We start from the raw sequence: 12,148 nt of genomic DNA, 5'->3' as shown, positions 1-12,148 counted from the left end.
GCCTGAGGCGCAAGTTTGCAGCCCTAGAGATTCAGAAAACCCAATTATTTCAACTACGAGATTTTGCCTGTTTGAGCGGAAGGGCCATGAGAGGGCGAAAATCGGCCCTCACCGTCGACTTTTTCAACAGCCTGCTAGAGCAGGTCCTCGGCCAGGATGGACATGTTGAAGACGTACGACCCGTCGCCGTCCTCGTCCTCGAACACCACGCCGATGAACTCCTCGCCGACATAGACCTCGGCGGAATCCTTCTGCTTGGGTCGGGGCACCAGGGCGATCCGCGCATTGGCGAACGTCCCGCGCAGATGCCCTTCGATCTTGCGGATAGCTCTCTCGTCCACACCACGCTCCTTGAGGGCAAATCGCCGGCGCGGAACCTAACGGTTCGCGCCGGGCGGGGAAACCTCAGATGACGTAGTCGTACACAGCATCGGCCAGGGTGTGGTCCATGCTCTTGGCCGGCTCCTCGCAGGTGGGGCAGTTGACCAGCCGCGCCGGCACGCCGGCGGCCGTGCACCCGGCCGGCACTTCCTTCAGCACCACCGAGCCGGAGGCGATCTTGGCGTAGTCGCCGATGCGGATATTGCCCAGCACCTTGGCGCCCGCGCCCAGCAGCACGCCCTTGCCCACCTTGGGGTGGCGGTCGCCGCGCTCGGCGCCGGTGCCGCCCAGGGTGACGCCCTGCAGCATGGAGACGTCGTCGCCGATCACCGCGGTCTCGCCGATCACGATGCCGGTGCCGTGGTCGATGAACACCCCGCGCCCGATCCGGGTCGCCGGGTTGATGTCCACCTGGAACAGTTCGCTGGAGCGGCTCTGCAGATAGAAGGCCAGGGTCTCGCGGCCTTCGCTCCACAGCCAGTGCGCCACCCGGTGGGTCTGCAACGCCAGGAAGCCCTTGAAGAACAGGAACGGCTGGACATAGCCCTTGCAGGCCGGGTCACGCTCGAACACCGCCTTCAGGTCGTACTCGGCCTTCTCGACGATCGACGGGTCGCGCTCGTAGGATTCCTCGATGGTGTCGCGCAGGCTCATGCCGCGCAGCTCCTGGTCGCCCAGCTTGCGCGCCAGCTGGTAGCTCAGCGCATCGCCCAAGCTGTCGTGGTTGAGGATCACCGCAGCCAACAGGCTGGCGAGCGCCGACTCGTCGCGGGCCGAAGCCTCGGCCTCGTTGCGCAGAGCGGCCCAAACGGGCGGCGGCAGGCTGGTGTCGACCACCTCAAGGCGCTGGCTCATCAGTTCCTCCCGGCCCATAGGGGCGTTCTCCTACCCTATCATCGCAAGCGCGAGCGCCGGCGGCAACGTTCCCTGCTGGGCCATATGGTGAGCCTTCAGCAGCATCGCCACTGTCAGCACGTCTTCCAGGTGTCCGGCCATCGCCGCGTCGAACGCCTCGCGGAATGGAACCCGCACGATTTCCAGCGCCTCGGTGTCGTCGGCGTGGTGCAGGTCGCGGGCCGGCGACAGGCCCAGCGCCAGATAGCCGATCGCCCGCTCGTCGCTCACCGAATTGGACAGCTGCGCCCGCAGCATCTCGCGCCAGTCCGCCGCCTCCAGGCCGGTCTCCTCGGCCAATTCGCGCCGCGCGCTCTCCAGCGGATCGGCCTCCAGTGGCCCGCCGCCCTCAGGAATCTCCCAGCTGTACTCAGCCAGCGGGAACCGGTGCTGGCCGACCAGCACCGTCGTCCCGTCGTCGAACAGCGGCAGGATCGCCACCGCATAGTTCTTGTGGCCGACCAGCCCATAGGTCGCCGCAGCCCCGGTCGGCGCGGTCGCGGCGAACTCCGTCACCCGGATCCACGGATTGTCGTAGACGACCTTCGCGGGGCCTCTGAACCAAGGCTTCCCTTGCGACCGCAGCCAGGCCGGCTTGCCGCTCACCGGATCACCAAGCCAGGACCTGAAGGCCTGCGATGTCCTTCACGTCGTCGCCGTTCAGCGTGACCAGGGTCGCGTCCAGATCCAGAGCATGCGCGGCAATGACGCGATCGACGACTTTCCGACGCGAATACCCCGCCGACTCAACGATCGTGCGATATCGCTCAACAACGGTTACGTCCAAGGGCAGCGTCTCGAACGCCGTTAGGATCTGGTCAAGGCGCGCGCGCCTCAGCACCCGTCGGACCGGATCGCTTCTGTCGACCCCGCCTTCGAGCGCGATACGTGTCAGAAGCGAGAGGCAGATGGGTCCGTCGAGGGCTTCCAGCCGCTTGCGAACGTCCGGGTCACCGTCCCTGAGGGCGACCGCCGCGCTCGTATCGAGCAGAAAGATCAAGAGGTCAAAGGCCTGGACGGTCGGGCCAGAAATCGTCGCGCTTCTGGATTTCATCCGGAGCCGGCAATTCATCCAGCTTCTTCAGCATCTCCTGGACCGACGGCCGCGTTGGCCGGATCGTCAGGACGTCGCCCGTTCGCACGATCGTCACTTCCATGTCGCGACCGAAGGCGACGTCCTTGGGCAGGCGGACGGCCTCGCTGTTGCCACTGCGAAAGATGCGACTGGTGACCATGGGCATAGCGGACTCGAAGGCGTGATGACGCGTATATACACCATCCGCGTTTGGTTTTCAAGCCTGCGGCCGCTACACGCCACCTCGTGACCCCCTCCCTGCCGCCCGCCCCCGCCTTCGGCGCCGCCCTGCCCGTCGCTTCTTCGCCCGAGGTGCTGAAGTTCCTCGCCTTGCGACGTTCCGCATCGGCGGTGACGCTGACCGAGCCCGCGCCCGACGCCGGCCAGCTCCACGACCTCCTGCGCCTGGCCGCCCGCGTCCCGGACCACGGCAAGCTAGCGCCCTGGCGGTTCATCGTCCTGGAGGGCGCCGGCAAGGCCGCGTTTGCCGCGCGGCTGGAGGGGCTCTCACAGGACCGCGGCGACCCCACCCTGGCCGCCAAGCTGGCCAAGCTGAAGATCCCGCCCCTGGCCGTGGTGGTGGTGTCCTCACCCAAACCGGCCAGCATCCCGGAATGGGAACAGCTGCTGTCCGCCGGCGTGGTCTGCACCAACCTGCTCTACGCCGCCCAGGCCATGGGCTTCGGCGCCAACTGGATCACCGACTGGTACAGCTACGACGCCGACGCCGTCGCCATCCTGGGCCTGCAGGCCGGCGAGCGGGTCGCCGGCTTCGTCCTCATCGGCACGCCCCGCGAGCCGCCCCTCGAACGCGAACGGCCGGCGGTGGCGGGGTTGGTTACGTACTGGCCAGGGTGAGCCGCCGCCTTACAGCGCGCCGACCACCCGCGCCTTGATGGCCTCGTATTCCGCGTCGGTGATCAGCCCCTGCTGCAGCATGGCGCGGGCGCGGGCGAGGCGCTCGACCGGATCGTCCGCAGCCGATGCGCCGGCGAGCCTTGGCGCATCCGGGCCGCTGGCGTGGCTCACCTCGCCGCCCACGGCCTGCGGATAGACGCCGGTGGCGATCTGGACGCCGCCGGCCTGGGCGCGCATCTCCTCCATGGTGCGGACGCGGCGCTTCTCGCGCCAGGCCAGCTCCTGGGCCTGGCTCTCCCGGTAGAGCGCCTGGGCCGCCTCGATGGTCAGGCCCGACGCGCGCAGCGTCTCGACCGCGCCGTCGCCGGCGGCGGTGTCGGAGAGGTTGGTGTTGAACGTCAGGGTGACGCGGGCGGAGAACATGCCGACGGTGATCTCGACATCCTTGAGATCCTGCCAGCGGACATCGACGGGCTGATATCCGCCTAGCAGCGGGCGGGTCATGAAGATGAACCGTGTCGTGGTGGCCGCCGCGACGTCGCGGCGATGCAGCAACGCATAGACCCGGTGCTGCAGCGCGTGGGCGACCAGCGCCTCGCCGGGCACAAGCAAGGTCTGCAGCTGCGCTCGGGGTCCGCTGCCGACCGGCGGCGGCGATAGCAAGGGTGGCTGGGTTTCGGTCATCGGCTGGGTCCCCAATGACGCCAAGCTAGCGATCCGCACCGCAAGAGCAACGGATTGAGCCCGCGCCCCAGGACCAGAGAAACGACGGCCGCACGACGCGTCGCGCCACCCGGCCTGAGGTGACACGCCCGAGGAGATAATGGACAAGGTCAGCTATAGGCTAGCGCCTCAGTTTTGGGAAGCCTGAGCAGGCATCCACCGGTCGCCTTGAGGTCGTTTCGTTGCTCTCGAAGTCGGGCTTGACGCAACGGGTCAGGCCGTCTGCTGGGTCGCCCGGGTGTTTGCTTGGGCGCCTTTGGTCGTCGGCCCTCGGAGACTGCGGACGGTCTCAATCGTGCGGGTCGGTCTGCTCAACCGCGACCGCGGTAGGGCGCCACTCCCTGGTCGGGCAGCCACAGGCCCTCAGGGGCCGGGCCACTCTGCCAGAAGACGTCGATCGGGATCCCGCCGCGCGGGTACCAGTACCCGCCGATCCGCAGCCACTGGGGCGCGATCTCCGCCACCAGCCGCCGGCCGATCGCCACGGTGCAGTCCTCGTGGAAGGCCCCGTGGTTGCGGAACGCGCCCAGGTAGAGCTTCAGCGACTTGGACTCCACCAGCCAGCCGGCCGGGACGTAGTCGATCACCAGATGGGCGAAGTCCGGCTGGCCGGTCACCGGGCACAGCGAGGTGAATTCCGGCGCGGTCAGGCGCACCAGATAGGCCGCGTCCGGGTGCGGATTGGGCACGCGCTCCAGCACCGCCGCCTCGGGGCTCTCGAACCCCCGCGCCTCGCGGCCGAGTTGCGTGAGTTGGGTCTCTTCCATGCGGGCGGCTTTAGACGCTACTACGGCCGCCAACAACAAGCGGGAGGCGTCCAATGGCCGGTCAGTATGAGGACTTCGTGGTGGTGGTGACCGGAGCGTCGACCGGCCTGGGCCGCGCCGTGGCGGTCGAGGTGGCCGCCCAGGGCGCCAAGGCGGTGGTGATCAACTATGCCCGCAGCCAGGGCGAGGCGGAGGAGACCGCCCGGCTCTGCCAGGCGCACGGCGCCGAGACCGTGCTGGTCCAGGGCGACGTGTCCAAGGACGCCGACTGCCGCGCCATCGCCGCCGCCGCGGCGCCGTTCGGCCGGATCGACGCCCTGTTCAACAACGCCGGCACCACCAAGTTCGCCGGCCACGCCGACCTGGAGGCGGTCTCCGCCGAGGACTTCCTGGAACTCTATGGCGTCAACGTCATCGGCGCCTTCCAGGCGACGCGGGCCTGCCGAGCACTGCTGGAGGCCGGGCCACGGCCGGGGGCGGTGGTCAACACCAGTTCGATCGCCGGGGTCGCCGGCATCGGCTCGTCGGTGCCCTACGCCGCCTCCAAGGGCGCGCTCAACACCATGACCATATCGCTGGCCCGCGCCCTGGCGCCCAGGATCCGGGTCAACGCCATCTGCCCGGGGTTCATCGACACCGGCTGGTTCGGCAAGGGCCTGGGCGAGGCGGCCGCGGACCGGATCCGCGCCGGCGCCGCAACCAGCAGCCCGCTGAAGGTCGCCTCGACGCCGCAGGACATCGCCGTGGCCGCGGTCTTCCTGGCCTCGCCGGCGTCGCGCCACGTGACCGGCGAGACCCTGATGGTCGATGCCGGATCGCACCTGGGATTCGCCCCGCTGGTCGCCCGCTAGGCGGCCTGCGACCTCCGCCCGTGGCGCCCAATCGGTTGGCGCCGCCGGGCTCCCCCGCTCAATAATTCAGCAACCGTCACGGAGGACCGGTCCCCAAGGCGCCGTGCGTTGATCGGGAAGGCTGCTCCGCAACCATACCCGCGCACGCCCTGCCCCGCGGTTCGCGACCGTGGGATCAAGGGCCGAGGAACGAGGGGATAACAAAATGCACTTTCTCAAGACGATGTGCCTCGCCGGTACAGCGGCGATCGGACTAGGCCTTGCGGCCGCGCCGGTCGCACAGGCCGATCCGCTGGCGTCGCCGTCGATGACCGCGCCGCTGTCGGCGAACGCCACACCGTTCAGCTATGACGTCGGCAGCTTCGGCAAGATCTATGTGTCGGGCCAGCTCACCGGCCTGGGCTATGAACAGCGCCACCCGGTGATCGGCGACAAGAAGAGCCGCGCCGACCTGAGCAACGCCCAGATCGAGATCCAGAAGACCGACGGGGTCTTCCAGTTCTACGTCCAGGCGGGCACCTACTCCCTGCCCTCGCTCGGCACCGCCTACATCAAGCAGTCGGACACGCCGGACCTGACCTATCACTACGTGCCGACCGCCTATGTGAAGATCGTGCCCAGCGCCAACTTCAACATCGAGGGCGGCATCATTCCCACCCTGATCGGCGCGGAATACACCTTCACCTTCCAGAACATGAACATCGCCCGGGGCCTGCTCTGGAACCAGGAGCCGGCGATCAGCCGCGGCGTGCAGGCGAACATCACCAAGGGGCCCATCGCCGCGTCGTTCGCCCTGACCGACGGCTACTATTCCAGCCACTACGCCACGGGTTCGACCCTGATCACCTATACGATCAGCAAGACCGACACCGTCGCCTTCGCCGGCTCGGTGCCGTTCAGCAAGACCACCAAGTCGCGCTTCGCGACCCCGGTCACCCTGAACAACGGCGACATCTTCAACCTGTTCTGGACCCACACCGAGGGCGCCTGGATGGTTGAGCCCTACCTGCAGTACGGCCACGTGCCGAGCTACAGCAAGGCGGGTATCCTGACCTCCGGCAGCACCTACGGCGCCGCGGTGCTGGGCAAGTACACCTTCAACGACACCTTCAGCCTGGCGGCCCGCGCCGAATACGAAGGCTCGTCCGGCGGCACGAGCCTGCTCTACGGACAAAAGAGCAAGGCCTATTCGCTGACCCTCACCCCGACCTGGCAGCTGAAGACCTTCTTCGTCCGCGGAGAGTTCTCCTACACCGGGCTGACCAAAATCGCGCCCGGATCGGGCTTCGGCTCGGCCGGGACGCAGAAGAAGCAGACCCGCGCCATGATCGAAACCGGCGTCCTGTTCTGATCCTGCGGCCAAGGGCTCCCGCGCGGGCGAGCGCGGGGGTTCAGGGCCACGCCACTGAGCCTCGGGCCGGCGCCACCGTGCGCCGGCCTGTTGCTGTCCGGGGGCCGCGAGAACGCTTGCGCGTCGGGCGGTTAACCCGGACCTATCGTCTTTTACGCCAAGGTGACGCTCTACTCCCGACTGGGAGACGTCAGAGGGGATATTCCATGAGGATGCTCAAGCTTGCGCTGGCGGCCACGATCGGCGCGCTAGGCCTCGCCGGGGCCGCGCGGGCGGAGGAAACGAAGCCGTTCGCGGTCGCGTTCAACATCGGCGCGAACACCGACTACGTGTTCCGCGGCGTCAGCCAGACGAATGAGGACCCGTCGGTGTTCGGCGGCGTCGACGCGAGCATCGGCGGGCTGGGCTATGCCGGCGTCTGGCTGTCGAACGTCGATTTCGGCAACGGCACGGACGCCGAGTTCGACCTCTATGCCGGGATCAAGCCGACGCTGGGTCCGGTCAGCTTCGATGTGGGCGTGCTCTACTACGGCTACGTCGGCTCACCGAGCGGGTCGCACCAGGGCTATTTCGAAGCCAAGCTGCTGGCCTCCATGCCGCTGGGCCCGGCGACCGTGGGCGCGGCCTTCTTCTATTCGCCGGAGTTCTTCGGCAAGACCGGCGACGCCACCTACTACGAGTTGAACGGCGCGCTGCCGCTGGGCGGCAGCAAGTTCACGCTGTCGGGCGCGGTGGGCTATCAGCAGGTCAAGGGGCCGGCCGACTTCACCAACTGGAACCTCGGCGTCGGCTACGCGCTCAGCGATCACATCGGCCTCGATGTGCGCTACTTTGACACCGACGAGCACAACTTCGGCAGCATCTACGACAGTCGCGCGGTGGCCGGTATCAAGGTCACCTGGTGAAAATCCAGCATTAGTCTGGCTTTACCAGGAGAGCCGTCGCGGTCATGGGGCGGCTTTTCCATTGCGCGGTAGAGCGCATCTTCCTAGGTTCGGCCGCGCTCGCCGAACGTCAACTGACTATGTACGGGGCGCTTTTCCGCGGAACGACTCCGCCGGTCTAAGTTTTACTGGCCGCAGGATCGCCGCGGCCTATGGTTGGGAATCAGGACTTGAGCGGAGTGCGTCGTATGGAGCGGATGGCCGTTCGGGCCCAGACCGTGGTCTTCGACGTTCTCCTGGCCGCCGTGGCGTTCGCGCTGGCCTTCTTCGTCGCCCCCACCCAGCCCGAGCTGGGTTTCGGCGAGGCCGGCGCGCTCAATTTCGTGCAACTCGCCTCGCTCTACGCCGCCATCGCCGGCGTCTTCATGCTGATCTTCCGGCGGGAACTGTCGCCCTGGCGCTATGTCTCCATCCCCGACGCCCTGGTGCTGGCGCGGTGCGCGGTGCTCACGGTCGGGGTCTTCCTGCTGGCGGTGTTCGTGCTGGACCGGGCCAAGGGCCTGCCGCGCTCCACCCTGGTGATGGCGCCGCTGTTCCAGATGGTGGCCTGCATGGGCGTGCGGATCATGCGCCGCGCCCTGCACGAGCATGCCCTGGAGAGCTTCTCGCCGCTCAAGGCGCTCGGCGACCGGGTCACCCAGGCGCCGTCCCTGCTGCTGATCGGCCCGCCGTCCCTGGCCGACACCTATCTGCGCGACGTCGCCCGCAGCCATGACCGCAGCTATACCCCGGTCGGCATCGTCGGCACCGAGCGCCGCGACGTCGGCCAGCAGGTGCGCGGCGTCTGCATCATCGACGCCATCGACCGCCTGGACGAGGCGCTAGCGGACCTGCGCCGCTGGAACCGCTATCCGCGCGCCATCCTGTTCCTGGAGGAGCCCGGCAAGCTGAAGGGCCTGACCGCGGACCTGCTGGGCCAGCTCAAGAACGACGGCATCCGCCTGCTGCGCCTGCCCTCCATCGTCGAGCTCCCGCAGCACGACGGCCTGACCCTGATGCCGATGCGCGACATCAACATCGAGGAGCTGCTGGCCCGCGAGCCGATCGAGCTGGACCGCGGCGCCGTGGGCCGGCTGATCCAGGGCCGCCGGGTGCTGATCACCGGGGCGGGCGGCTCCATCGGCGCCGAGCTCTGCCGCCAGGTCGCCGCCTTCAACTGCGGCCAGCTGATCCTCCTCGACTATTCCGAGACCGCCCTGTTCGAGATCGAGCGCGAGATGCGCGAGCGCTTCCCGCACATCGGCCTCAAGGCCGTGCTGTGCGACGTGCGCAACGTCCAGCGCATCACCGCCGCCTTTGTCCGCGAGCGGCCCGACCTGGTCTTCCACGCCGCGGCGCTGAAGCATGTGTCCATGGTCGAGCGCCACCCGACCGAGGGCGTGCTGACCAACGTCATCGGCACCTGGAACGTGGCCGAGGCCTCCAAGGCCTGCGGCGCGGTGCAGATGGTGCTGATCTCCACCGACAAGGCCGTCGATCCCACCAACGTCATGGGCGCCACCAAGCGCATGGCCGAGGCGGTGATCCAGGCCCAACAGACCACCAACGACAACGGCACCCGCTTCTCCGCCGTGCGGTTCGGCAACGTCCTGGGCTCGTCCGGATCGGTGGTGCCGATCTTCAAGTCACAGATCGAGCGCGGCGGGCCGGTGACGGTGACCCATCCGGAGATGACCCGGTTCTTCATGACCATTCCGGAGGCCGCGCAGCTGGTGCTGCACGCCACCGCCACCTGTCATGAGGACGACCGCAAGGATTCGCGCCTGTTCCTGCTGGAGATGGGCGAGCCGGTCAGCATCATGGACCTGGCCCGCCAGATGATCGCGCTGAGCGGCGGCACGCCCGGCCGCGACATCGAGATCGAGATCACCGGCCTGCGCCCCGGCGAGAAACTGACCGAGGCCCTGCTGGACGAGACCGAGAGCTCGCTGCCCTGTGCGCCGAAGGTGCTGGAGGTGATCTCCAACTCCGCGCTGCGCGTCACCCCGGGCCATCTGTCGGACCTCGCCGCCATCGTCGAGACCGGCGAGGTCGAGGATGTCCGCCGCGCCCTGTTCGACCTGGTCGCCCAGGTCCGCGGCGAGAAGCCCGGCGCGGCGCCGACCTTGCGGGTCATCGCGGGCGGGTGAGGCCGCCGCACGCCTTCCTCTCCCGTAAACGGGAAAGGAGCAGCGTCCCTTACTCCGCCGCCACGACCCGTTCGTCGTCGGCGTCCGCCTGTTCCAGCCGCGCCACCAGGGCCCGGTATTCGTCCCAGAGCGCCTCCGGCAGGTGGTCGCCGAAGCCCTCGTAGAACTCGGGGATCAGGGCGGCTTCCTGGGTCCAGATGGCCGGATCGACGGTCAACAGCAGGTTCAGCGCGGGCTCGCCCAGGTCCAGGCCGGAGGTGTCCAGGCTGGCGCGGGTGGGCACCCGGCCGATCGGGGTGTCGATGGCCTCGGCCTTGCCGTCCAGGCGCTCGAAGATCCACTTCAGGACGCGGCTGTTCTCGCCGTATCCCGGCCAGACGAACTTGCCGCGCTCGTCCTTGCGGAACCAGTTCACGAAGTAGATACGCGGCAGCTTGGCGCCGACCGTCTCGCCCATCTTCAGCCAGTGGCCGAAATAGTCGCCCATGTTGTAGCCGCAGAACGGCAGCATGGCGAAGGGGTCGCGCCGCAGGGTCCCGATGGCGTTCTCGGCCGCCGCGGTGCCTTCCGACGCCACGTTGGAGGCCATGAACACGCCGTGCGCCCAGGTGCGGGCCTCGGTCACCAGCGGCACCGCCGAGGCGCGGCGGCCGCCGAACAGGATCGCCGAGATCGGCACGCCGGCCGGGTCTTCCCATTCCGGCGCGATCACCGGGGTCTGCGCGGCCGGGACGGTAAAGCGCGCGTTCGGGTGCGCGGCGGGGCTGTCCGAGCCCCGCGTCCACGGCTGGCCGCGCCAGTCGGTGAGCCGTTCCGGGGCTTCCGGCGTCAGGCCTTCCCACCAGACGTCACCGTCCTCGGTGAGCGCCACATTGGTGAAGATCGAATTGCCCCACAGCGCCTCGATGGCGTTCTTGTTGGTCTCGATCCCGGTTCCCGGCGCCACGCCGAAGAACCCGGCCTCGGGGTTGATCGCATAGAGCCGGCCGTCCTGGCCGAAGCGCATCCAGCAGATGTCGTCGCCGATAGTCTCGGCCTTCCAGCCCTTCAGGGTCGGCTGCAGCATGGCCATGTTGGTCTTGCCGCAGGCGCTGGGGAAGGCGGCGGCCACGAACTTCGCCTCGCCGGCCGGCGAGGTCAGCTTGAGGATCAGCATGTGCTCGGCGAACCAGCCCTCGTCGCGGGCCATGACCGAGGCGATCCTCAGCGCGAAGCACTTCTTGCCCAGCAGGGCGTTGCCGCCATAGCCGGAGCCGTAGGACCAGATCTCCCGGCTCTCCGGGAAGTGGACGATGTACTTGATCTCGTTGCAGGGCCAGGCGACGTCCTTGACGCCGGCGACCAGCGGCATGCCCACCGAATGCACCGCCGGCACGAAGAAACCGTCGTCGCCCAGCAGGTCCAGGGCAGCCTGACCCATGCGGGTCATGATCTTCATGGACACGGCCACATAGGCGCTGTCGGTGATCTCGACGCCGATCTGGCTGATCTTCGAGCCCAGCGGGCCCATGCAGAACGGCACGACGTACATTGTCCGCCCGCGCATCACGCCGCGGAACAGGTCCGTCAGGTCGGCGCGCATCTCGTTGGGATCGAGCCAGTTGTTGGTCGGGCCGGCGTCCTCGGGCTTCTCCGAGCAGATGAAGGTGCGGCTCTCGACCCGGGCGACGTCGCGCGGATCGGAGGCGGCGTAGAACGAGTTCGGGCGCTTCTCAGGGTTGAGCTGCGTCAGAGTGCCGGCCGCGACCAGGTCGCCGGTCAGGCGGGTCCATTCGGCCTCCGATCCATCGCACCAGACGATGCGGTCCGGCTGGGCCAGGTCGGCGATCTCACGCACCCACTCGACGAGCTTGGCGTGTTTCGTCGGCACGGGCTCCAGTCCCGGGGCGGTCCTTAGGCTCATAAACAACGACTCCCTGGGCCCAAAACGGCACACCGGCGTCCCGGCGTACCCTCTGCACCGTGAACAATCTCATAGATGCTGCAGAGCCGTCTGCATACCGCAGGCCAGCACAGGCGGCATCGAGTGGCCGTGAACGCCGGCTTCGCCTGGAAATACAGTCCGGCTGGGCCCGTCGCGGGCGCCGCGCGCGGGCGTGCGCAGTCTTGACCAGGGCCAGCCGAATGCGAATCGCTGTGACCGGAATGGACGTGCGGGCCGCTCCCCGCGACCCG

At 68.2% G+C, this 12,148-nt stretch carries 13 protein-coding genes; 5 read left to right on the top strand and 8 right to left on the bottom strand.

Features of this window, described 5'->3' with window-relative positions:
- Window positions 1-134: 134 nt before the first annotated feature.
- From Q0R13_RS22310 to Q0R13_RS22290, 5 genes are all read right to left on the bottom strand, one after another.
- The gene (locus Q0R13_RS22310) at window positions 135-341 is read right to left on the bottom strand and encodes a DUF3126 family protein (RefSeq protein WP_293908176.1); all 207 of its coding nucleotides are present in this window, start codon (window positions 339-341) and stop codon (window positions 135-137) included.
- A gap of 64 nt (window positions 342-405) precedes the next feature.
- Entirely contained in the window at window positions 406-1,236 is an 831-nt protein-coding gene (cysE, locus tag Q0R13_RS22305) for a serine O-acetyltransferase (RefSeq protein ID WP_293908174.1), read from the bottom strand.
- A gap of 30 nt (window positions 1,237-1,266) precedes the next feature.
- On the bottom strand, window positions 1,267-1,881 hold the full coding sequence (locus tag Q0R13_RS22300) for an NUDIX hydrolase (RefSeq protein WP_293908171.1): 615 nt from the start codon (window positions 1,879-1,881) through the stop codon (window positions 1,267-1,269).
- A gap of 4 nt (window positions 1,882-1,885) precedes the next feature.
- The gene (locus Q0R13_RS22295) at window positions 1,886-2,275 is read right to left on the bottom strand and encodes a PIN domain-containing protein (RefSeq protein WP_293908169.1); all 390 of its coding nucleotides are present in this window, start codon (window positions 2,273-2,275) and stop codon (window positions 1,886-1,888) included.
- A gap of 4 nt (window positions 2,276-2,279) precedes the next feature.
- Window positions 2,280-2,516 (bottom strand): AbrB/MazE/SpoVT family DNA-binding domain-containing protein, encoded by a 237-nt coding sequence (locus tag Q0R13_RS22290; protein WP_293908167.1) that lies wholly within the window; start codon window positions 2,514-2,516, stop codon window positions 2,280-2,282.
- A gap of 80 nt (window positions 2,517-2,596) precedes the next feature.
- Here Q0R13_RS22290 and Q0R13_RS22285 point away from each other — a divergent pair, with 80 nt between their 5' ends.
- A complete protein-coding gene (locus Q0R13_RS22285) occupies window positions 2,597-3,208 on the top strand; it encodes a nitroreductase (protein ID WP_293908165.1) in 612 nt (203 codons plus the stop codon).
- Between the two features lie 9 nt (window positions 3,209-3,217).
- Here Q0R13_RS22285 and Q0R13_RS22280 read toward each other — a convergent pair whose 3' ends face one another.
- Window positions 3,218-3,892, bottom strand: coding sequence for an SHOCT domain-containing protein (locus Q0R13_RS22280; RefSeq protein WP_293908162.1), 675 nt, complete (start codon window positions 3,890-3,892; stop codon window positions 3,218-3,220).
- 350 nt (window positions 3,893-4,242) lie between these two features.
- Window positions 4,243-4,698 carry a preQ(1) synthase gene (queF, locus tag Q0R13_RS22275; RefSeq protein ID WP_293908159.1) on the bottom strand — a complete coding sequence of 152 codons (456 nt, stop codon included), beginning with the start codon at window positions 4,696-4,698 and terminating at the stop codon, window positions 4,243-4,245.
- 53 nt (window positions 4,699-4,751) lie between these two features.
- Here queF and Q0R13_RS22270 point away from each other — a divergent pair, with 53 nt between their 5' ends.
- From Q0R13_RS22270 to Q0R13_RS22255, 4 genes are all read left to right on the top strand, one after another.
- Window positions 4,752-5,549 carry an SDR family NAD(P)-dependent oxidoreductase gene (locus Q0R13_RS22270; RefSeq protein ID WP_293908157.1) on the top strand — a complete coding sequence of 266 codons (798 nt, stop codon included), beginning with the start codon at window positions 4,752-4,754 and terminating at the stop codon, window positions 5,547-5,549.
- Between the two features lie 205 nt (window positions 5,550-5,754).
- Complete coding sequence (locus Q0R13_RS22265) at window positions 5,755-6,900, top strand: outer membrane beta-barrel protein (RefSeq protein WP_293908155.1); 1,146 nt, start codon at window positions 5,755-5,757, stop codon at window positions 6,898-6,900.
- Window positions 6,901-7,106: 206 nt separating this feature from the next.
- The gene (locus Q0R13_RS22260; protein WP_293908153.1) at window positions 7,107-7,805 is read left to right on the top strand and encodes a TorF family putative porin; all 699 of its coding nucleotides are present in this window, start codon (window positions 7,107-7,109) and stop codon (window positions 7,803-7,805) included.
- 236 nt (window positions 7,806-8,041) lie between these two features.
- On the top strand, window positions 8,042-9,973 hold the full coding sequence (locus tag Q0R13_RS22255; protein WP_293908151.1) for a nucleoside-diphosphate sugar epimerase/dehydratase: 1,932 nt from the start codon (window positions 8,042-8,044) through the stop codon (window positions 9,971-9,973).
- Window positions 9,974-10,022: 49 nt separating this feature from the next.
- Here the strand turns inward: Q0R13_RS22255 and Q0R13_RS22250 are convergent, their stop codons facing one another.
- Window positions 10,023-11,876 (bottom strand): phosphoenolpyruvate carboxykinase (GTP), encoded by a 1,854-nt coding sequence (locus tag Q0R13_RS22250; RefSeq protein ID WP_366853459.1) that lies wholly within the window; start codon window positions 11,874-11,876, stop codon window positions 10,023-10,025.
- Window positions 11,877-12,148 lie beyond the last annotated feature (272 nt).

The organism is Phenylobacterium sp. (assembly GCF_025351295.1).
Lineage (GTDB): Bacteria > Pseudomonadota > Alphaproteobacteria > Caulobacterales > Caulobacteraceae > Phenylobacterium.
The sequence above is the reverse complement of the archived record's forward strand: the minus strand, read 5'-3'. Positions and strand labels throughout refer to the sequence as shown.

Bases quoted from the DNA above. Each gene is read 5' to 3' on its own strand.
- queF (WP_293908159.1), bottom strand. From the start codon at position 4,698: ATGGAAGAGACCCAACTCACGCAACTCGGCCGCGAGGCGCGGGGGTTC.
- Q0R13_RS22260 (WP_293908153.1), top strand. From the start codon at position 7,107: ATGAGGATGCTCAAGCTTGCGCTGGCGGCCACGATCGGCGCGCTAGGC.
- Q0R13_RS22250 (WP_366853459.1), bottom strand. From the start codon at position 11,876: ATGAGCCTAAGGACCGCCCCGGGACTGGAGCCCGTGCCGACGAAACAC.
- Q0R13_RS22280 (WP_293908162.1), bottom strand. From the start codon at position 3,892: ATGACCGAAACCCAGCCACCCTTGCTATCGCCGCCGCCGGTCGGCAGC.
- Q0R13_RS22255 (WP_293908151.1), top strand. From the start codon at position 8,042: ATGGCCGTTCGGGCCCAGACCGTGGTCTTCGACGTTCTCCTGGCCGCC.
- Q0R13_RS22270 (WP_293908157.1), top strand. From the start codon at position 4,752: ATGGCCGGTCAGTATGAGGACTTCGTGGTGGTGGTGACCGGAGCGTCG.
- Q0R13_RS22265 (WP_293908155.1), top strand. From the start codon at position 5,755: ATGCACTTTCTCAAGACGATGTGCCTCGCCGGTACAGCGGCGATCGGA.
- cysE (WP_293908174.1), bottom strand. From the start codon at position 1,236: ATGAGCCAGCGCCTTGAGGTGGTCGACACCAGCCTGCCGCCGCCCGTT.
- Q0R13_RS22290 (WP_293908167.1), bottom strand. From the start codon at position 2,516: ATGCCCATGGTCACCAGTCGCATCTTTCGCAGTGGCAACAGCGAGGCC.